Source organism: Psychrobacillus sp. BM2, from assembly GCF_048572895.1.
In the GTDB taxonomy this organism is placed as follows: domain Bacteria; phylum Bacillota; class Bacilli; order Bacillales_A; family Planococcaceae; genus Psychrobacillus.
Genome location: NZ_CP183878.1, coordinates 1745270 through 1765991 on the forward strand (window position 1 = coordinate 1745270; position 20722 = coordinate 1765991).

Annotated in this window: 30 protein-coding genes; 28 read left to right on the forward strand and 2 right to left on the reverse strand. The window is 35.1% G+C overall.

The window, feature by feature from the left end; genetic code table 11:
* Positions 1-3: 3 nt before the first annotated feature.
* From ACN6MX_RS08110 to msrB, 26 genes are all read left to right on the forward strand, one after another.
* On the forward strand, positions 4-261 hold the full coding sequence (locus ACN6MX_RS08110) for a hypothetical protein (RefSeq protein ID WP_419962115.1): 258 nt from the start codon (positions 4-6) through the stop codon (positions 259-261).
* A 15-nt stretch (positions 262-276) separates the two neighbouring features.
* Entirely contained in the window at positions 277-1206 is a 930-nt protein-coding gene (locus ACN6MX_RS08115; protein ID WP_419962116.1) for an Ig-like domain-containing protein, read from the forward strand.
* A 23-nt stretch (positions 1207-1229) separates the two neighbouring features.
* Positions 1230-2189: a hypothetical protein gene (locus tag ACN6MX_RS08120; RefSeq protein WP_419962117.1), complete on the forward strand. Its 960-nt coding sequence runs from the start codon at positions 1230-1232 to the stop codon at positions 2187-2189.
* 22 nt (positions 2190-2211) lie between these two features.
* Positions 2212-2505 (forward strand): hypothetical protein, encoded by a 294-nt coding sequence (locus tag ACN6MX_RS08125; protein ID WP_419962118.1) that lies wholly within the window; start codon positions 2212-2214, stop codon positions 2503-2505.
* Between the two features lie 50 nt (positions 2506-2555).
* Entirely contained in the window at positions 2556-2705 is a 150-nt protein-coding gene (locus tag ACN6MX_RS08130; RefSeq protein ID WP_419962119.1) for a hypothetical protein, read from the forward strand.
* Positions 2706-2900: 195 nt separating this feature from the next.
* Positions 2901-3395: a GNAT family N-acetyltransferase gene (locus tag ACN6MX_RS08135; protein ID WP_419962120.1), complete on the forward strand. Its 495-nt coding sequence runs from the start codon at positions 2901-2903 to the stop codon at positions 3393-3395.
* A 161-nt stretch (positions 3396-3556) separates the two neighbouring features.
* Positions 3557-4096, forward strand: coding sequence for a GNAT family N-acetyltransferase (locus ACN6MX_RS08140; RefSeq protein WP_419962121.1), 540 nt, complete (start codon positions 3557-3559; stop codon positions 4094-4096).
* Between the two features lie 146 nt (positions 4097-4242).
* A complete protein-coding gene (locus tag ACN6MX_RS08145; protein WP_419962122.1) occupies positions 4243-4518 on the forward strand; it encodes a hypothetical protein in 276 nt (91 codons plus the stop codon).
* Positions 4519-4604: 86 nt separating this feature from the next.
* Complete coding sequence (locus ACN6MX_RS08150) at positions 4605-4994, forward strand: hypothetical protein (protein ID WP_419962123.1); 390 nt, start codon at positions 4605-4607, stop codon at positions 4992-4994.
* Between the two features lie 14 nt (positions 4995-5008).
* Positions 5009-5242, forward strand: coding sequence for a phage holin (locus ACN6MX_RS08155; RefSeq protein WP_419962124.1), 234 nt, complete (start codon positions 5009-5011; stop codon positions 5240-5242).
* A 9-nt stretch (positions 5243-5251) separates the two neighbouring features.
* Complete coding sequence (locus ACN6MX_RS08160; protein WP_419962125.1) at positions 5252-6118, forward strand: N-acetylmuramoyl-L-alanine amidase; 867 nt, start codon at positions 5252-5254, stop codon at positions 6116-6118.
* 327 nt (positions 6119-6445) lie between these two features.
* Positions 6446-7186, forward strand: a complete 741-nt coding sequence (gene map / locus ACN6MX_RS08165; protein ID WP_419962126.1) for a type I methionyl aminopeptidase — start codon at positions 6446-6448, stop codon at positions 7184-7186.
* 302 nt (positions 7187-7488) lie between these two features.
* Positions 7489-7599 carry a YjcZ family sporulation protein gene (locus ACN6MX_RS08170; RefSeq protein ID WP_419962127.1) on the forward strand — a complete coding sequence of 37 codons (111 nt, stop codon included), beginning with the start codon at positions 7489-7491 and terminating at the stop codon, positions 7597-7599.
* Positions 7600-7862: 263 nt separating this feature from the next.
* The gene (locus ACN6MX_RS08175; protein WP_419962128.1) at positions 7863-8084 is read left to right on the forward strand and encodes a transcriptional regulator; all 222 of its coding nucleotides are present in this window, start codon (positions 7863-7865) and stop codon (positions 8082-8084) included.
* On the forward strand, positions 8081-8455 hold the full coding sequence (locus tag ACN6MX_RS08180) for a YolD-like family protein (RefSeq protein WP_419962129.1): 375 nt from the start codon (positions 8081-8083) through the stop codon (positions 8453-8455). The genes ACN6MX_RS08175 and ACN6MX_RS08180 overlap by 4 nt, the downstream gene beginning before the upstream one ends.
* A 9-nt stretch (positions 8456-8464) precedes the next feature.
* Positions 8465-8641 carry a hypothetical protein gene (locus ACN6MX_RS08185; protein ID WP_419962130.1) on the forward strand — a complete coding sequence of 59 codons (177 nt, stop codon included), beginning with the start codon at positions 8465-8467 and terminating at the stop codon, positions 8639-8641.
* A gap of 235 nt (positions 8642-8876) precedes the next feature.
* Entirely contained in the window at positions 8877-9314 is a 438-nt protein-coding gene (locus ACN6MX_RS08190) for a BrxA/BrxB family bacilliredoxin (RefSeq protein ID WP_419962131.1), read from the forward strand.
* The gene (locus tag ACN6MX_RS08195; protein WP_419962132.1) at positions 9311-10102 is read left to right on the forward strand and encodes a class I SAM-dependent methyltransferase; all 792 of its coding nucleotides are present in this window, start codon (positions 9311-9313) and stop codon (positions 10100-10102) included. Before ACN6MX_RS08190 ends, ACN6MX_RS08195 begins: the two co-directional genes overlap by 4 nt.
* A gap of 309 nt (positions 10103-10411) precedes the next feature.
* On the forward strand, positions 10412-10981 hold the full coding sequence (locus ACN6MX_RS08200; RefSeq protein WP_419962133.1) for a YpjP family protein: 570 nt from the start codon (positions 10412-10414) through the stop codon (positions 10979-10981).
* 41 nt (positions 10982-11022) lie between these two features.
* Positions 11023-11967, forward strand: coding sequence for a thymidylate synthase (locus ACN6MX_RS08205; protein ID WP_419962134.1), 945 nt, complete (start codon positions 11023-11025; stop codon positions 11965-11967).
* A 19-nt stretch (positions 11968-11986) separates the two neighbouring features.
* On the forward strand, positions 11987-12475 hold the full coding sequence (locus ACN6MX_RS08210; protein WP_419962135.1) for a dihydrofolate reductase: 489 nt from the start codon (positions 11987-11989) through the stop codon (positions 12473-12475).
* 227 nt (positions 12476-12702) lie between these two features.
* Positions 12703-13542, forward strand: a complete 840-nt coding sequence (locus ACN6MX_RS08215) for a DegV family protein (RefSeq protein ID WP_419962136.1) — start codon at positions 12703-12705, stop codon at positions 13540-13542.
* Positions 13543-13709: 167 nt separating this feature from the next.
* Positions 13710-14516: a GDSL-type esterase/lipase family protein gene (locus ACN6MX_RS08220; protein WP_419962137.1), complete on the forward strand. Its 807-nt coding sequence runs from the start codon at positions 13710-13712 to the stop codon at positions 14514-14516.
* Between the two features lie 12 nt (positions 14517-14528).
* Positions 14529-15101 carry a YpmS family protein gene (locus ACN6MX_RS08225; RefSeq protein ID WP_419962138.1) on the forward strand — a complete coding sequence of 191 codons (573 nt, stop codon included), beginning with the start codon at positions 14529-14531 and terminating at the stop codon, positions 15099-15101.
* Positions 15102-15112: 11 nt separating this feature from the next.
* The gene (gene msrA / locus ACN6MX_RS08230) at positions 15113-15634 is read left to right on the forward strand and encodes a peptide-methionine (S)-S-oxide reductase MsrA (protein WP_419962139.1); all 522 of its coding nucleotides are present in this window, start codon (positions 15113-15115) and stop codon (positions 15632-15634) included.
* Positions 15635-16045 carry a peptide-methionine (R)-S-oxide reductase MsrB gene (msrB, locus tag ACN6MX_RS08235; RefSeq protein ID WP_419962140.1) on the forward strand — a complete coding sequence of 137 codons (411 nt, stop codon included), beginning with the start codon at positions 15635-15637 and terminating at the stop codon, positions 16043-16045. It abuts the gene before it with no gap.
* A gap of 438 nt (positions 16046-16483) precedes the next feature.
* Here msrB and ACN6MX_RS08240 read toward each other — a convergent pair whose 3' ends face one another.
* Positions 16484-18316 (reverse strand): methyl-accepting chemotaxis protein, encoded by a 1833-nt coding sequence (locus ACN6MX_RS08240; RefSeq protein WP_419962141.1) that lies wholly within the window; start codon positions 18314-18316, stop codon positions 16484-16486.
* A gap of 153 nt (positions 18317-18469) precedes the next feature.
* Here ACN6MX_RS08240 and ACN6MX_RS08245 point away from each other — a divergent pair, with 153 nt between their 5' ends.
* Positions 18470-18691, forward strand: a complete 222-nt coding sequence (locus ACN6MX_RS08245) for a YozE family protein (protein WP_419962142.1) — start codon at positions 18470-18472, stop codon at positions 18689-18691.
* Positions 18692-18762: 71 nt separating this feature from the next.
* Positions 18763-19467, forward strand: coding sequence for a purine-nucleoside phosphorylase (gene deoD, locus ACN6MX_RS08250; RefSeq protein ID WP_419962143.1), 705 nt, complete (start codon positions 18763-18765; stop codon positions 19465-19467).
* Between the two features lie 71 nt (positions 19468-19538).
* On the opposite strand, the gene ACN6MX_RS08255 is transcribed toward deoD, so the two are convergent.
* On the reverse strand, positions 19539-20711 hold the full coding sequence (locus ACN6MX_RS08255) for a tyrosine-type recombinase/integrase (RefSeq protein ID WP_419962144.1): 1173 nt from the start codon (positions 20709-20711) through the stop codon (positions 19539-19541).
* Between the last annotated feature and the right edge of the window lie 11 nt (positions 20712-20722).

The window sequence follows — 20722 nt, forward strand, 5'->3', positions numbered from 1 at the left end:
AAAATGGCTATAAAGATTACGGAAGTAAAAATACTAACTAATTACAGTTGGCAAGATCTGAACGAATCAGCAGACTGGACCACTATAAAAAACACCAATGCAAATTGGCAGCAACCACTGCAAACTACACAAGTGGGGGAACAAATCCGAATTGAAGTAGAAATTGTTGAAAACAATTGGGATGAAATTAAGAGTGCATTTGCTAGTTGGGGACAAATCAAAAATAACATTACCAATTGGTTAAATTTAAAAAATCGATAACTAGGAGGTGGAGTATTGACAGTAAAAAAAGTAAGCGTACTAATAAATGGCTCACGCGTGGAGTTAACCAAAAATCCTACTACTGGCAAGTATGAAGGAACGATAGCAGCACCTAACATCACGAGCTATAACGTAAATGCAGATCACTATTATCCTGTTTCTGTGGAGGCAGAGGACTTAGCGGGTAACATAACAACAGCTACAGATAGTCATGCAACATTAGGCAATAGTTTAAAACTATTCGTTAAAGAAGTAACGAAACCTACCATCAGTATAACTGCACCTGCAAGTGGAGCTTTTATCATAACCAATAAACCAGCCATCTCGTTCCAATTAAGAGATGAAACTAATGGCTCCGGTGTGAAGATAAGCTCCTTAACAATAAAGGTAGACGGCGGAACAACTTTAACAAATACTAGTCCTGGGGTAGTTGTAACGGCAGTAACAGGCGGATATAACGTGACATACACTCCTCAAACTGCGCTTGCAGACGGTAATCATTCCGTTGTAGTGAATGTAGAAGATAATGACGGGAATACAGCTACGGCAGTTTCAAGAAGTTTTACAGTAGATACTGTTCCTCCAACATTAAATATCACGACACCTGCAGAAGTGACGAGTTATCAAAATGTAGCATCCTTAACGGTGGTAGGTTCCACAAATGATGCAACGAGTAGTCCAGTTACGGTAACGGTTAAGTTAAATACTGGTTCAGCTACTTCAGCGACTGTGGATGGGAATGGGAACTTTAGTAAGGCATTAACGCTCGTTGAAGGTACAAATACTATTGTAATTACCGCAACAGATTCAGCTGGTAAAACGAGTAGTGTTACAAGAACAGTAATTTTGGATACAGTGGCACCAGTAGTTTCAAATATTGTCATAGCGCCTAACCCAGTTAATGTGGGTCAAAGTTATGTAATCACAGTGGATGTTACAGATTAACAGATTAAAGGAGAGTGATTTTCTTGCAACAAACTACTAATTACGCTTTAAAGAAAATAGAGTTGAATGATAGTCCACCAGACATAACGGTTATCAATCCCAATTGGGACACAATCGACACAGAATTAAAGGAAAATGCTGATGCTCTTACGACGCATTTGGCCGATTATGTTAAGCATCCAGGAATATCCGCAACTAGCGGGACATCCAAGGCTTATACAGTCACACTTGATCCAGCGCCTTTGGATATACCTGAATTTTTCGGGATTACAATTATTCCACACGTAACAAATGTAGCATCTCCTACCCTAACAATTAACGGTATTGGAACAATCGCACTTAAAGACCAAAAAGGCGTAGCATATGCAGCTGGTAAACTGCTAGCTGGCAAGCCATATTCATTTAGAAAAGTAGGGTCGGATTTTTTAGCAGATAGTGGTTCAGGGGGAGGTGGAAATTTACAACCGAATCAAGCTTTAGCGGGGTTTACCTTCGTTAATGACGAGGGGGAACAAGTGGGGTTAGGCGACGTGGATTTAATTCCTGTAAATATTAAAAAGGGCGTTAACATTTTTGGGGTTGTCGGAACATTAGCAGGTATCGAGGCTGGAAATTTGAAAGTATATGATGTATATAACGTGACTATGCAGACCAACCAAACAACACCTGTTCCGTCAATTAGTTCACTTAAAGTAACATTAGAGGGGACTTATCGATTAAAATACCGATTAAGTAAAATGGGGTCTGCTGGTCTTGTGTGTACGGTATATGGACAAATTTATATTAACGGTGTTCCGAATGGTATTTTAAGAAGTATTACCAGCAGTACCGCTGGAGAATACATCGATTATACAGAGGACTTCACGTTAAAGCCAACAGATATAGTCCGCATATATGCGTGGACGAGCGGCACAACATATCCTACATCCTATACACAAATTAGGGAAGTCCTTATAAACTTAGGATTCACTGAACAAAAATAAGAAAAAAGGAGCGTAATGGGATATGAAATTTGTGATTGAATATACTAAGCAATCCGACAGACAATCTATCATGGATTCACATAGTCATATGGCCTTAATTGAAGAACATAATACTACACAAGGAAACTTCTTAATTTTTAGTGATAATTATGAAGAAGATACAAAACAAATCATCTACGTGAGTGTGCCAGAAGAAGAATTTGGATCGTTGAAACAAGAAAACACATTATTAAAAGCCCAGTCACAAGCAAATTCAGACAGAGCGGACTTTCATGAGGAAGTATTGGCAGAAATTATTCTGGCGATTAATCCATGATAGTTCGTTTTTTAATTCAATTATTAATAAAAATACTAGGAGATGAAGATATGATGAGTTTATTATTAGCGCAACGTGTTATTTTAGGTAAAATGGAATTTGAAACTGTACCAAGCACTTTGAAACCAGGAGTATATGAACATTTAGATGATAGTGGTGTAGGGTTTTTAGCAGGCGATTATAAGCCGCCAGTGGCTTAATAATATTTAATAGAGTAAACGCAGCATAAGCTAGCGTTATTTTTTATGTTTCACTTCCTTTTATTTATGCATTTAATTTGCAGGAGGAGGCATAAAAGAAATTATTAACCATTCTTAAAAAATATATCTTAACTCTAGATTTAAAATGAATGGATGACCAAAATCTAATATAGTGGTAGGATATAGAAAAAATGAATGGGGAATTATATTGTGGGGGATTTTAACAGTGTTGAACTAAAGTATTTTTCAAGTGAGTATTTGATAGGATTGAACTCTTTTGAACTTACAGAAGAACAAAAACAATTTTCTGCATTGCCAAACAAATTTGAGGAAGCTACAGAAGGACAACATCGTATTGTTATTTTAAGTGATAATACACCTGTTGGTTTCTTTCTTTTAAACTCAAATGAACGTGTAAAGAAATACTCCGCTAATCTGAACGCTTTGTTATTAACTGCACTATCAATTAATCATGCAGCGCAAGGAAAAGGCTACGCAAAAAAAGGAATGTCACTATTGACTGAGTTTGTTAAGTCAGAATTTCCTAAATGTGACGAAGTTGTTTTAGTAGTAGATAAAGAAAATATACCAGCACAAAACTTATATTTAAAAGTAGGATTTGAAGATACAAATGAGAGGCAAATTGGACGTATAGGCGAAGAGATTACCATGAGATTTTCAATAAAATAATTATTAAACCACTATTAGATCATGACGTTCTATTTTAAGTCGTTGTTGGAACATTATGTGCAATAAGTTTGTTACAAAAAGAAGTATAATATAAAGGGTTTTTTATTTACGATGAAGAATAGTACTGAATAGAACAGAAAATTGATATTGGGGAAGAAAATTTGAAAATAAAAAAAGTTGTAGAGTGCGAAATTGATAATGAACTGAGTAAGGATATTCAAGTATTATTAAGTGAGAGTTTTCAGGATATTTACCCAAATAATAGAATATATTTTAAACAAGTGCCTCATTTTAGATTCTTAGCTTTTAACGAAGATAAACACCTTCTAGCACAAGTTGGGTTAGATTACCGAGTTATGAATCTTAGTGGAAAACTTATAAAAGTACTTGGAATAATTGATTTGTGTGTTTCACGAGATTCTCGAACAAAAGGGATAGCTTCACTGTTACTATTAGAAATTGATAAATACTGTGTAGAGAAAAATATTGATTTTTTACTGTTGTTTGCCGATAATAAGAAATTGTATTTAAATAACGGCTACAAATCTGTCAAGAACAAATGTAAATGGTTGAAAATCGATAATAAAAATCAAACTATACTGGGTATAGGTTATGAAGAAATAAGTGAATTGATGATAAAGAAAATTGGAATGAATGAATGGGATGAAGGAGACTTAGATTTTTTAGGTTATCTTTATTAATTAAGAAAACGTTTCAATTAAAACCACCATTTATGGGTTTTTATAATACTCAATAGGAACATTATGCGTCGTAAGAAGTATTTATTAAAATTGAAGGATTCCCTTCATCTTTTGTCGAATTGTGGATGAAAGAGGGAGGGATTTATTTGAATAAGTTTATCGAGTGTTCAGATGAAATAGATGAAGTTGTTGGAGAGGGTCTTTATACTGAAAATGGACAGTTTATCCATGTATCCACGTCCGATAGTTCGGTCGCTAATCTTTTCGCAAAACGTCAACAAGATGCATTGTTGGTCAAAAAACTTACTTTTAAAAGAGAAAAAGGAAAAACAGTTTTTTCAGGTCCTTTATTGGTGAAAGATTTTAATGGACCAGAAGAGGGTGAATGGAATATTAAGCTTAAGAAATCATTACGAAGATAAAATAATCAAAAGTAGGAGCATCCAAATGGGTGCTCTTTTTATTTAGCTAAAAAGGGGTGAAGAGGATGCCAGAAGGAGGCAACTCTATGTTTGAAACAGTAACACAACATGGTGAAAAATTAAAGGACCATGATGAGCGAATAGAGGCTTTAGAAAAGGTTGACACGAAGCATGAAGAACGAATAACAAAACTAGAAGAACAGTCGATTGTATTAGAAAATACAATTCATATGACTAGTGCAGAAACACGAAATGTTATGCGTGAGCAGACCGAAAAACAAACAGAAAAATTGTATGGTCTTTTAGAAACGGCTATGGGAATTCAGAATACTAGATCCACACAAAGTCATGAATTCAAAATGCTTAAATGGAACACTGTATCTACCATCTTTATGAAAATTAGTACCGCGCTACTTGGTCTCCTTTCATCAGGAGGTTTGATTTATTACTACGTAACAGAATTTTTATTCAAATAGGAGGAAAACACACAATGAAAATCAATTGGAAAGTACGTCTCTTAAGCTATCCATTTTGGGTGGCTTTATTTGGTTTTATCGGCTTGATTGTTAATAACTCAGGTCTAATAGATTTGGCTGAATATAATAACTATGTGGATGCATTTATGTTAGTTTTACTTGCTGGCGGAGTAGTTGCAGATCCAACAACACAAGGCTTATCAGATAGCAAAAAAGCATTGACATATGACAGACCAAAAAAGGATTAAGGTGAGATTATGGCAACAGCATCAAACTATTTAATCGCATTAGATGATGGTCACGGAATAGACACCGCGGGAAAACGAACTCCAATAGTTGCTGAATTAGGACGAGCAATCAAGGAAAATGAATTTAATAGAGCAGTAGTTAAATTGATGGATGAATATCTCAAGTATATTGGTTTTAAGACTTTATTAGTTGCTCCAACTGATGCAGATACTTCTTTGGTGGCTAGAACAAACCTAGCTAACTCAAAAGGGGCAGATGCTTACTTTTCTATTCATTATGACGCTATGGGAGGCACGTGGGGCACAGCAGAAGGACACTCAATTTTCGTTTTTCCCGGTAATTTAAATAAACAGTCTGGAAAGCTTGCAGAGTGTATAGCTGAATATTTGAAGCAAGGCACTAATCAAAAATGGAGAGGCATTAAAGAAGCTGATTTCCATGTTTTAAGAGAAACAAAAATGCCCGCTATTCTTTCGGAAAATGGCTTTATGGACAATTCTCGTGAAGCTAGGCTTATGTTGGATTTAGATTTTCAAAAAGAAGTGGCTAGGGAACACGTACAAGGTATTTGCAAATACTTTGGTGTTCCATTCAAAGAGAAAAACGAGGAAGTGAAACCAGTGAATGAAACAAAAGGTATTTTCCGTATTAAAACAGGCACATTCTCGAACGCTCGATTATTTGCAGATGCCCTTGATAAAATTAAAGCCGATTTTGGATGGATGATATATGAGGCGGCTGATTCAACATCGTTTGATCCAAAGTACCGGATGTACACCGGTATATTTACCACAAAAGAAGCCGCAGAGGATGCTCAATCTAAAATTAAAGCTAAGTATGGATGGTTAACGTATTTAATAGATGAAACTAAATAATTATTATAAAGCCCTGCTCACTAATTGTGGATGGGGCTTTTTTTATTTGAAAGAAACTTCGTTGAAAGGTTTACTGTGTAATAACAATAAAGTTGTTACATTTACAAAAAAGGTGTTTAAAAAATCCCTGTTGTGGCTTTGAAATGAAGTTTGATCATTTTAAATAAAGTTCGATAATCCATTAAAAGGTTTGATACAATTACGTTAATAGCTGGATTGTGACAATACAACATACGGGCCAGATTGTTGAAGAAAAAACCGTTCCGTTTATGCTAGAAACTTAATGGAATACTAATCATAAAATACTTTAAAAAGTGAGGTTATACAATGGTTGCAAAGACTAAAGAGGATTTTATTGGATTAAAAGTAATTGGTGAAATTTGTGGAGCGATTCGAGATGAATTAGTCCATAGTACGAAACCTGGAATTACCACAAAAGAACTCGATGAAATTGCGAGAGAGATGTTTGAAAAAGCAGGAGCTCAATCTGCCCCAAAAGGAGAATACGATTTTCCTGGATATACGTGCATTAGCATAAATGAAGAAGTAGCGCATGGGATTCCGGGGAATAGGACCATTCAAGAAGGGGACATTGTAAATATTGATGTTTCAGGTTCAAAAAACGGGTATTTCGCAGATACCGGAATTTCCTTTGTAGTAGGGGAAGGAGAGACAACTTTACAGAAAATATGTGACGTTGCTAAAGAAGCATTCCATGCTGGACTTAAGAAGGCAAAGCCAGGTTCAAAAAAAAGCGCGCTCGGAAAAGCTGCACACAATGTAGCGAAACAGCATGGCTTAACAGTCATAAAAAATCTTACTGGACACGGTGTTGGGCGTTCGATTCATGAAGAACCAAAACATATTTTCAATTACTTCACCCGCTGGGATGACGAAATTTTAAAAGACGGTATGGTAATTGCCTTTGAGCCTATGATCTCTACATTTGAAGAGGAAGTTTTCCAATCCGAAGATGGATGGACCTTCTTAACCCATGAAAGCTTTGTGGCTCAATACGAACATACGGTTATTCTTACCAAGGAAGGACCGATTATTACTACATTGTAAGAGCACTAACACCACAATAGGGTGTTAGTGTGGAACAACTATCAATTTAAACGACTTTATTGTTACATCTATGAATTGTTATTCTGCAATTGACTAACAATTAAACAACTTTATTTTTACACCGTCCATATTTAAGGACGGTGTAATCTTATTTTAGGCTTTAAAATTAAACAACTTTATTGTTCTTACACATTTACAACAGAAAGATACAAATTAAATTCATAATTACAAGATAAATTACCTTAACCATCTTATAATCTCTGCATAATCTATAAATAGTAATTAGAAAGGAGGGGAATAAGATGTCTGAATATGGTGAAGGCAACTACGGTAATCGCGGATCTAACTTTGCATTGATTGTAGTGTTGTTTATCCTGCTTATTATTGTGGGAGCAAGTTTTATGAGGTACTAACAGATATGATGTAGATTAAGAGAGAGCTTCAGCTTGGACAACATTTAGTCATAGGGTATAAATTGTCCGCTGTACCTAACGACTTTAAGAAAAATGGTTAATAAAAAAGATTAAATTGATAAATAATTTCCCATTTTGTATCTTCTCTTCTAAAAAAGCGACTTTCTCGAATGAGTTGGTCGCTTTTTTTATTTGTCCAAAAATTACTAGTTGTAAATAAGAACAATTGTTCGTATACTAAAAACATGAAGGAGGGAACAAATGTGCGTATAAATTTGATGAAATGTATGGAACGGAACCAACTAGTTGAATTAATATATTTGGATAGTAATGGGAACATGAGTAAAAGACAAGTGAAAGTCCTGAAGATTCAAGGTGACACATTCCAGGCGTTTTGTTTTAAACGAAATGCTAAACGTACTTTTATTATGGAAAATGTACTAGCATTTGTTCCTGTCTCACATAAGGAGCGTGCTGTTATATGAATAATGAATTTTACGAACCTGAACAAGTTTTTGATTTATCCAAGTTACAAGACAGAGGAAGTAAGAAGTGGGTAGCCATGATGCTTCCAGAGCATGTAGCCTTACTAAGAGAATACAGTATAGAAATTAAAAGAGAACCCAAACCAGATTTAAATGAATGGGATCTCCATGCAATAGAAGAAACTATACAATGTGCGATTAAACGAAAAAGTGAAATACTACTAAAACTGTGGAAGAATGGAGTAATCGAACTGTACGGTGGAACTATTGAGAGTGTGGACTTAAAGCATAGAACGCTTGAGCTAGACAATCCTTTTGGAATTAAAGAATATAATTTAGATGAAATAGTAGATGTAACAATAATGGATTAAGGTTGTGAAATGATGGATAGAACAGAAGAATTATTTAATGAAATGCTTGATAAGTATGATCCAGAGCTAATACTTGGCGCATTAGATGAAATGTCGAGAATGGGCAAAGAACAATTAATAGAACTTAGAAATGTATGTGAAAAAATGAATATAGCTGAAGAAGCTAAAAACCACCAACCAGATTAATGGTAGGTGGTTTTCTATTTGAGTTATATAAAAGAATGGGTAACTTGAAGATTTGGAGTTTGTTTGACATGTTGCACAAAAATATTTTTGGTTGAACAAGAAAGTCACAAAAATCACAAAAAAGTCACAAAAATCCTGAAAGATTATGCAAAACTACGAAAACAGGTTATTAGCTTATGTTGTGAAAATGTTGTTATAATAGGAGATGTGAAACTAAAAGAAAGAGGGCGAAATCATGAATGCTTACGATGAGTATATGAGAGGTATTGTAGGGCCAATGAGAAGTGAATTAACAGGGGCTGGATTTAAAGAACTTATTACGCCTGAGGATGTACAAGAACATATGTCAACAGCAAATGGAGTTTCCTTAATCGTTATTAATTCGGTATGTGGCTGTGCTGCAGGACTTGCTAGACCTGCTGTTGTTCATGCGTTAAATGAGTTAGAAGTAAAACCTGAAAACTTAGTGACTGTATTTGCTGGACAAGATCAAGAGGCTACTGCAGCAATGAGAGGATATTTTGAGGAAGTTCCGCCAAGTTCACCGTCTATTGCCATTTGGAAAGATGATCAGTTAGCTTATTTCATCCCACGTGAGCAAATTGAAAGTAACTCGATGGAAACTATTAAAGATCATCTATCTGGAGTTCTTTCACAAGTCGTTTCTTCATGAACACTGTAGTAACAACAGCTGGTAGAACTAACGAAAAATATATTTTTAAAGCAAGCGAAATTTCTAAACTATTAAATTTACCATATATAAAACGGCAAAAGAAATCCGTTTCTACTATACAACAAGAGCACCATGCAAATGTGCTCGTTGTGAGCAAAGAGAGATTGGAACTGTATACTTACGGTTCCACTTCTCCTTTTTTCTTTCATCCTAATTCTGCTGCGTTTCGTATAAAGAGACTATTAAATGGAGAACATGATTCATTTTTAGAAGCAGTAGGATTAGAAGTGGGTGATCATTTTTTAGATACGACAGCCGGCCTTTGCTCAGATAGCATTATTGCTTCTTATGCGGTAGGGGACACTGGAGTTGTTCAGGCATGTGAAAAGGAACCAACTATTGCTTATGTAGTGGATGTGGGACTAAAAAACTACGAAACAAATAATCAGGCATTGCTAAAAAGTATGCGTAATATACATCTTATTCATCAGGATGCAGTTGTCTATATGAAAACAGTAGCTTCCAATTCTTATGATGTAGTTTATTTAGATCCAATGTTCGAAGAAGTAATTGAGGAGTCTTCCAATTTTCATGTCTTAAGAGAAGTTGGTGTCCATGATTCTCTAACAAATGAGTGGGTAGAAGAGGCAAAACGGGTAGCAATAAAAAGAGTTGTATTAAAAGCACATTTCAAATCGCCCTTGTTTGATCAATTTGGATTTAAAAGAGAAATTAGATTAACTTCTAAATTTCATTATGGAATTATCGATTTATCATACGACGAATAGATACCCTTCTTATTAAAATGAAAAGAGAGCCATGACGATAGCCATGACTCTCCATAAAACTTTACTTAATAAATTCAAATCAATCCGTGAAGTTAAGTGATGTTAAATATGCTAATAAAAATAAAAATCCGATACCTATAACTAATCCTGCGTCCATCGTGATTTTCCTCCTTTGTTCAAAAAGCTCTGTGGTGTGTTTACACATTTTATTGTACAATGAATAGTAAGAAGATGAAACCTTTAGTTCGTCAAAACGTTTAATAGAATGAAGAGTTTTACTAAAATTGTCCAATATTGAAGGTGAATAGGATGAAAAAATGGTTCCAAAAGTCAATAATCATAACTGTTGCACTCTTAACATTTGGTCTAATATCTCCTAACCATTTCATATGGGAGCAAATATTAGATAACAAAAGTCCTTCTAGGGCTATATCTTCTGATGGGCATGATTATGAGCAAGTAAAAATAGCGGATGAATCAGTAGACTATGGAAACATGGCGGATGCTGCCAGGGAACAAGCATACATAAAGTTTGGTAATCGGATTGGACCAGTGATCCAACATGAATTTGACGATGTTATATTTCCGAAGATACAAGAAGCAATTGACATAACTATTGCTAAAGCTACGGATCAAAAAATAACTCATTTAGCTATCTCTGAGCAGCCATCTGGAGATTACCATGAAAAGATTTTTAACATTTATAATGATTCAACTAAAAAAGATCTGATCCGTTTTCATGTAAGAACGGATAAAAAACCGCAAGAAGGATATTATTTCAATTTCCATTATCACTTGGCAGAAGATAAGTATTCTAAACATTATGTGCTTGGTGACATATATTGGTCAAAAAATACACCACCAAAATGGCTCTCTTAGTGAGAGCTTTTTTTGCATGAAAATGAAAAGAGGGATTTGACATGGAGCAGTACCTTACTTTATGTAAACATATTATAAATAATGGAGTTGAAAAAGGAGATCGGACAGGAACTGGTACGAAAAGTGTCTTTGGCTATCAAATGCGATTTGACCTGTCAGAGGGTTTCCCACTTCTAACAACAAAAAAGACGGCATTTCGTTTAGTTGCAACCGAGCTGTTATGGTTTTTAAAAGGTGATACAAATGTGAAAACACTTATTCAAGCGAATAATCATATTTGGGATGACTGGGCATTTGAAAAGTGGATAAACAGTGAGGGCTATACAGGACCTGACATGACTAATTTTGGAGTTCGAGCAGCAAAGGATCCTGAATTTAAAGATGTTATGCAACAGCAAATGGATATATTTTGTGAAAAAATCTTAACGGATGATGCTTTTGCAGAAGAATTTGGTGACTTAGGTCCCGTCTATGGTCGTCAATGGAGATCCTGGCCGACTCAGGGTGGACAAACGATTGACCAATTACAAAATGTCGTAGAGCAGATTAAGAAAAATCCTGACTCTAGAAGACATATAATTACTGCATGGAACCCCGCAGAGGTAGACGAAATGGCTTTACCTCCCTGTCATGCTTTCATGCAATTTTATGTGGCAAATGGAAAATTATCCTGTCAGCTTTATCAGCGCAGTGCTGATGTATTTTTAGGTGTCCCCTTTAATATTGCCTCTTATGCATTATTAACCCATTTAATAGCAAAAGAGTGTCAGTTAGAAGTTGGAGAATTTGTCCATACTTTAGGAGACGCTCATTTATATATAAATCATATGGAACAGGTTACAACACAGTTGGAAAGAGATCCACGTGCTTTGCCACAGCTCTTATTAAATGATCAAAAAGAGTCTATATTTGATTTTGAGATAGAAGATATTAAATTAGATGGCTATGATCCACATCCAAAAATTAAAGCCCCAATTGCCGTTTAAAAATAGAAGGAGGAAGCTCATGATATCACTTATCGTTGCACATGATCCTAATAGAGTAATTGGATTTGAACACAAAATGCCTTGGCATATTCCGGGAGACCTTGCCTATTTTAAAGAAACGACGATGGATAAAGCAATGGTGATGGGAAGAAAAACGTTTGAATCCATTGGACGAGTGTTACCAGGACGGAAAAATATCATTGTCACAAGAAATGGCGATTATCAAGTAGAGGGCGCTGAGGTAGTGACGGATTTAGCTAAAGCTATTGAAATAGCCTCAGCACATCATAAGGAAGTAATGGTTATTGGTGGTGAACAAATTTTCCGTGCTATTTTACCTGAAGCAGATAGACTTTATATAACCTTTATACATCAAACTTTTGAAGGGGATACTTTTTTTCCACCATACGGTGATGAATGGGTGCTAGTAAACACAACGGAAGATATGCAAACTCCAGATGGTATTTCGTATGCTTATTTGGTTTATGAAAGAAAAGTTAGTAAATAAGGTATCGATCAAAAAATAATAATAAAATCTTCCCTTCAATCGTTCAAATTAGTATTTTACCCACATACACTATAGAGTGTATGTGGGTAAAATACGAAGAAATTTATAAAGAATTTCCAACTATCTAAAGTTGGAAAAATGGAATTAATAAGATCCGCTAGCAAATAGTTTACAGAACACCAGTATTCTTCTTATAATAGTATTAAGTAGGAAGGAAGGGATAGCATATGCCGAAAGTTCACATTGTAACTGACTCCACAGCGGATTTAACACCAGAACTAATTGAGCAATATAATATACATGTCGTACCTTTGACAATTCAAATTGATAGCGAATCGTTTATTGACGGAGTGGATATAAAACCAGAAGAATTTCTTGAAAAAATGGCTACTTCTAAAGAACTGCCAAAATCATCACAACCATCAGCGGGGGTCTTTAAGGAACTATACGACGAGCTTGGTAAAGATGGTGATCACGTTATTTCTATACATATGACTGGTGGCATGAGTGGTACTGTAAAATCGGCACAAGCTGCTGCTACGATGTCAGAATCAGATGTTACTGTAATCGATTCGAAATTTATTTCTTTTGCGTTGTTGTTCCAAGTTGAAGAAGCGGCAAAAATGGCTTCAAATGGTGAATCAAAAGAAGCTATTATAAAAAAAGTAGAAGATATTCGCGGGAAGTCTGATTTATTTGTCGTTGTAGATACATTGGATAACCTCGTTAAAGGTGGTCGAATAGGAAAAGGGAAGGCAATGCTTGGGTCTTTACTTTCTATTAAGCCGATTGCAAGTTTAACAGGCGGAGAGTATACACCAGTTGCAAAAGTAAGAAGTCATAAGCAAGTTGTCCATTACTTATTTGACCGTTATATTGCAGATACAAAAGGAAAAGTTGTCAAAGCGGTTGGTATTTCACATGCAAATGGTTTTTCTATGGCTACTCCTTTGATGAACCTAATAAAAGAATCGGGATTTCTAGATATCAAAGTTTCATTTACATCACCTGTCATTAGCACACATACAGGACCTGGTGCTATTGGATTTATGTACATGACTGAATAGACAAAAGGCAGGGAGGAATACTTATCCCTGCTTTTGTTTTATCCCGAATGGTTCGTGCCAACAGGAGGCTGGACACCCATGCATTGCCGAGTGATAAGGCTATATTTGCCTAAGTTTCATGTTCACTCAGTCAACGAAGTTTTACTTTTTTAAAAAAGGGGTTTCTAATGAAATATTTTATAATGATTATTTGCGTTATTTTTCTAATAGGATGTAATTCCAATGATCTGGTGGAAGTTAGTTTTTCGGAAAAGCAGGAGGTTCTTTTTGAAGAATATGTTATTCCATTTGATTTTTTTCCTCGAACGATTGAAGTAGTAGGACTTGGGGATTCTTTGACACAAGGAGTCGGGGATGAACTAATGAGAGAAGGTTATTTAGGACGTCTTCAGCAACATTTTTCACAATATAATGGAATAGAAGACGTTTTATTAACCAATACTGCAAAAAGAGGCCGTAGAAGCGATCAACTTTTAAAGATGTTGAAAAATGGAGAAGTTGACCACCAAATTCGAAAAGCCAATATAATTACATTAACCATTGGTGGAAATGACATCATGAAGGTTGTTAAGAAAGACTTGTTCAATCTAAAGGTTGAGGCGTTTGAAAAGGAATTAGAAAAGTTTGAAAGGAATTATGTTCAAATTCTTCATGAAATCCGGGAGATTAATAGTACTGCTCCTATAATAATAATGGGTTTATATAATCCTATTACGATTGTCACAGATGAAAAAAGTGAGTTCGACCTAATTTTAGACGATTGGAATGAAACCATACAGGCGACGGCTAATAGTGACAGCAATGCTTGTTTTGTACCTATTGACCATCTTTTCGTAACAAATACTAATTTGGTTTATCATACGGACTTTTTTCATCCAAACAGTAAAGGATATCAACTTGTCCTTGAAGAAATAGTTAATAGGATGCAGGAATGTGGTTTAATAGATGTGGATAGTTGGGAATTGTTGTTTTAAGGAGTTGATGGGATGAATAAGTGGAAAATTGCATTTTTTTTATTAGTAATAATTATTATCGGCAGTATTGGAACCTTCATTTATTGGATAACAACTCCAGTTGAATCCGTGTTGATTGAGGAAACTAGCACCCCTCCAGAAGGGAATGTGTTAACTGTAAATGCAACAAAAGAGGATTTTCAAGCTATTGCAAATACTTATATAAAAAAAGAGATAGGTGGAAAGCCTCTTCCACTTCAACTTACAGTAGATGATCAAATTGTTTTGTCGTCTGAGTTTACTCTCTTTTCTCTTAATTTCCCTGTGAAAATGTTTTTTGAACCATATGTAGAAAAGAATGGTAATATTCGATTAGAGCAATCATCAGTTGAAATTGGACCCCAAAAAATGGAACCTGAAATGATTTTAAGGCTATTGAGGGATTCAGTCGAGCTTCCAAATTGGATGGTTGTAAATCCAGCCGAAGAGGAAGTCCTCATCCAATTATCAGATATCCCGATGACTTCTGGTGTTCGTGTCCGAGCAAAAGAGTTGAATTTAGCAGAGGATATCATTACGCTTGAAATTGTAATACCAAAAGAATAGGGGGCGAAACGATGGAAAAAGCAACTTTTGCAGGTGGCTGTTTTTGGTGTATGGTGAAGCCTTTTGATTCGTACGATGGAATTGAAGAAGTGGTCTCAGGATACACGGGTGGACATGTACCTAACCCAACATATGAACAGGTTTGTTCCAACGCAACGGGACATTATGAAGCAGTTCAAATCACTTTTGACCCAGCTGTATTTTCATATGATCGTTTATTGGAAATTTTTTGGCTCAATATTGATCCGACAGATGACAATGGTCAATTTTTTGATCGTGGCTCATCGTATCAAACAGCCATTTTTTATCACACAGAAGAGCAAAAAGAAAAAGCAATTGCGTCTAAGGATGCTTTAGATGCATCTGGGAAATTTAATGTGAAAATTGCGGTGAAAATACTACCTGCCGCTGAGTTTTATCCAGCAGAGGATTATCATCAAGACTATTATAAGAAAAATCCTGGTCACTATAATCGATATTTTACTGGATCCGGCAGAGCTGCATTTGTTGAAAGAATGAAGGAGGGGCTTTAAATGAAAGAGAACTTAACAGAAATGCAATATTATGTTACGCAACAAAATGGCACAGAACCACCATTCCAAGGTGAATATGATAAGCATTTTGATGAAGGTATATATGTTGATGTAGTATCTGGCAAACCTTTATTCCATTCAAAAGATAAATATGATGCGGGTTGTGGTTGGCCAAGCTTTACTCGTCCAATTGAAGAACATGAGGTTTTAGAGAAATTTGATGATACCCATGGCATGAGAAGGGTAGAGGTTCGTAGCAAAACAGCGGACTCGCATCTTGGTCATGTATTCCCTGATGGTCCTAAGGAAGAAACAGGACTACGCTATTGCATCAATTCCGCGGCACTCCGTTTTGTACCAAAAGATAAATTGGCAGAAGAAGGCTATGAAGACTATAGTAAATTATTTTAATTTAACAGTGTGAACGATAAAAATGGTTGGTCATGACAAAAGTCAAACCAACCATTTTTTACTTTGGAATAATAGCGGTCAAATTAAATAAAGTGAATTTTCCTTTGTATTTGCAGAAATAGAAAAATAGTAAGTGTTCACTATATAAAAAAGCGAAATTGCGATCAAATTGCATCTTTGTGAGCTTGCTCTATGAATTAGAAAGTATCTTTTCTCTCATTATACAAAAATGCACTAAACCATTTTCTAAAGTTGGAGAAGGGCGACGGACAGCTAATTGCTATGAAATTAGCGAAAAAAAAGGCTGGCGTGACGATAGTCACGACCAGCCTTTCTCAAAATCAAACGGTAATAATATAGCGACTAATCTGTCCAATGAACTTCGAAAACGATAGGTACAGGTTTCAATCTTAAGTGTGCTTTAGTTTTATTTAGATTTTATAGTTTAAATTCATTTACCACTTTACTCAATTCATCTGCTTGGTGGGATAATTCTACAGCAGATGCATTAATTTCTTCCATGGCAGCAGATCCTTGTTCAGCAGCAGCAGCGGAAGTTTCCGTGTTAGATGCTGTATTTTCTGCTATTTGAGTTACTTCTATAAACGATGCAGCGACTTCTTGACTAAAGTTAAGTGTTTCTTCGATTTGTTTCACCATTTTATCAATAATAAAAATCGTTTCATTTGTTTGATTCATGATTTGGTCAAGAGAAGCATTCGTTTCATTTGCTACTTCAACTCCTCGAATTACACTTTCAACACCCTCATGATTTTGTTTAACGATTGATGTAACCTCTGATTGTATAGAAGTAACAATTCCTGTAACTTCTTTCGCAGCTTTCTGGGATTGTTCCGCTAGTTTTCTTACCTCATCGGCAACTACAGCAAACCCTCTGCCATGTTCACCAGCGCGAGCGGCTTCGATTGCAGCATTTAATGCAAGTAAATTCGTTTGCTCTGCGATCGCTGTAATTGTTTTGATAATAGAAGTAATTTCATTTGATTTAATTCCTAGTGATTCCACAGTTTGAGTCGTATTGGCCATCGTTTCTTCAATGCTCATCATTACATTAGACGAATGCTGTACCGATTCTCCGCCTTTTTGGGCAGCCTCAATCATATGATCAGTAGCTTCTTTCACTGACTGTGCGTCATTGTTTAAATATCTTGTTGCTTCTTCTAATGAATTCATTTTTTGTATTGCTTCCGTCATGCTTCTTAATGTTTGATCACTTCCAGTAGCGATTTCATTCGTAGAATCAGCGATAGATTGAATAGTTAAAGCAGTTTCATCCGATGAAGCCATCAATTCTTGTCCACTAGCCGAAACATTTACGGTAAGTTCTCTTACTCTTCTTACTAAGTCAGCAATTGATGCTATCAATACATTTGTACTGTTAGCGATTTCTGAAAATTCATCTTTTGATCTCACTTTTACTCGTCTTGTTAAATCTCCGCCAGCTTGTGCAATATCCAAAATAGATCGATTAATAGCATACGTATTACGTTTAATAGAATAGAACAAGAAAATACCAAAGGATAAGGTAAGTACTACAGAGAAAACAGTTAGTGCTATAAATATAATAAGCGATGTATTATTTTCTTTTTTTAATAAAGCGATCTGATTTGCATTATTCTTTTCAAGAAGTTCGTTCATTGCGGCTATATGTACATCTACATAATTCATTGCAGTTTTACCGTTACCAGTATTGACTAACTTTTGAGCAGATTCTATACCTTTTTCATCACGAATATTGATAACGCGTTCAGAGTATTGTAAATAAGTTGTGAAGAACTGATCAATAGAGTTAATTTTTTGTAATTCTTCTGGACGATTTTCGTATGTTTTATGTAGTTCTTTTATGTTTGTAATAGTTGAATCTTTATATTTTCTATAGCTTGCCATATAATCATTCTTACCGGTGATTATATAACTTTGTTCTGCGTTCGCAAGTTGTGCAATCTCCGTTGAGATTTGATTTACCATCATCTGTTCTTTTATGTCGACATTTGTAAACTTTTCTAATGCTTGTTGAGCGGAAAACATTTTTGTAGACGTAAGGACAAGCATTGATATTAAAACTACAATAAGAACAGAGAAGATTATAAGTACTCGGCCGCGAATGGAATGTAGAAAATTGGCTTTTGTCGAATGGTTTACATTTAGCTTTTTATCCTCTTTTTTAGATTTTTTGAATAGAGATATAGGTCTACTTCTTTTTGTTTTCCCTTCATTGTTTTTACCAGCTTTTATTTTGGGAAGTTTCATGGATTTTGATTTCCTTGTAAAGACTTTTCTCAACCAGATCAATCCTTTCAATATGTCAAACTATTAACATTTTTAAGTTTACTTGTTTTAGTTTGAATTATCTACATTTTTTTCAATTTTATAAGTCTTCATGACTAAAGGAGGATTATTTTTATGCGACAATCGTTTTATTTATTTGCTTTAAAATTTAGAGGGGGTCAAAAGGAAGATGAAAAGGTAAAATTTGCTAACGAAATGTTTAATCACCATGATTTTCCAAAAGCAGAAACTTCCTTTAATAAAATTTCGTTATATATTGAAGAGCTTGCAGACCCGAATATGCCTGCAACTGTATTTGATGAAATTTGGGAGTATTATATAGAAGATTCAAAGTAGCAAGTTCATTGCAATTGAAGGAAAAAAACGGTATCATTAAGCCGAAACGTATAGAAATGAGGTTTTTGTAAATGAGTATTCATATTAGTGCTAAAAAAGGTGAAATTGCAGACACAATCCTACTTCCAGGAGATCCATTACGTGCAAAGTATATTGCTGAAACATTCTTAGAGGACGTTGTTCAGTATAATGAGGTTCGTAATATGTTCGGATATACTGGAACATACAAAGGAAAAAGAATTTCTGTACAAGGGACAGGAATGGGTGTTCCTTCTATATCTATCTATGTTCATGAACTAATGAATGACTATGATGTACAAAAATTAATCCGTGTAGGAACATGTGGAGCCATCCAAAAAGATGTGAAAGTTCGTGACGTAATTCTTGCTCAAAGTGCATCAACAGACTCCACATTAAATAAGGTGCTATTAGATGACATTAGTTTCGCGCCAACAGCTGACTTTGACTTGTTATATAAAGCATATAATGCAGGTAAAGAAGCTGGACTTAACTTAAAAGTAGGTAATGTATTCACAGCTGATTTATTCTACAATGAAAACGCTCAAAATGAGAAGTGGGCTGACTATGGGGTTCTTGCTGTAGAAATGGAATCCGCAGCTTTATACACACTTGCTGCTAAATTCGGTCGCCAGGCATTGTCTGTTTTAACAGTTAGTGATCATATTATCACAGGAGAAGCAACTTCTTCTGAGGAACGTCAAACTACGTTCAATGATATGATTGTCGTTGCTTTAGAAGCAGCTATTCAAGACTAACCGTCATATCTAGGTTTGACGCATAGTTAATAAAACTTAAAATAGGGCAAGTGACCAAAAAGTGACCATTTTTATAAAATGGCATTCAATAAGTCACTTGCTTTTGATTTATCTTTATCAGATAAGTGACTATAAGTGTTTAAAGTTTGTTTAATATCTGTATGTCCAAGTTGCTCTTGAATGATTTTAAAGTTTACTCCTTTACTTACCATGTAAGAAGCATAACTGTGTCTTAAACCGTGAAAATTTAGAACGGGTAACTTGTGCTTGCTTACAATCTCAACCCACCTTGCAGATAAGCCATCAGTATGAGAAGGGTAACCATTTGATTTTGTTATTAATAAATTAATTGGGTTTCCATCTTCGTCCTTTAGTGGATTCCATGCAGCGCCTAGTTTCATTTTTTGTTTTTTTTGTTCTCTCGCATATTGCTCAATTTCTTTCATAAAAACTTTAGGTACGTTTACGATTCTTGATTTTTTACTTTTTGTTGGACCTAGTTTAAAACTCTTTGTTTCTTTGTCATACTTCAAAATTTTATCGATTAATATCGTGTTGTCTTTAAAATTTAAACACTCCAATCTAATTCCTGCAATTTCAGATAGACGTAATCCTACAAATGCCGCTAATTTAACTCCAATTCGATGTTTTGGATAAACATCCTCCAGTATAACCAAAAGTTGTTTTAATTGTTCTTCATCATAGAATTCTGTTTCTTTATTCTTTTTTTCTCCTTTTGGACGGTCAACGTTCTTCATTGGATTTTCTTCTATAACACCCCACTTAACCGCTTTAGAGAAAATTCCTTTCATCATCATATACTTTCCTTCTAGACTTCCACCTTTATTTTCTTTTTGTTCGTTAAAAAACATAACTAGATTTATGGTTTTTATTTTTGACATTTTTAATTGGCCAAGAGATTCAATTACTCCTTTATTTAGATAATTTTCATACGTATCACGTGTTCCTATTGATAAATCAGGTCGTACATATATGTCCATCCAACGCTTTGCGAATTGCTCGAAAGTAATATTTTCAAGTGATTTATTATTCTCCATTGCAGCCACTTCAATTTCAAATTCTGTAATAGCTTTCTTAATTGCGCGCTCAGATAAGCTATTAAGAGTAGCTGTTTTAAATTCTCGTAGTCGTTTACCAGTTACCTCGTCATATCCTTGTTCGACTGTTATTTTAATGCGTGGTTTACCATCCTTAGCAGGCTTTAATTCTTTGTAACTTGCCATAATATCTCTCC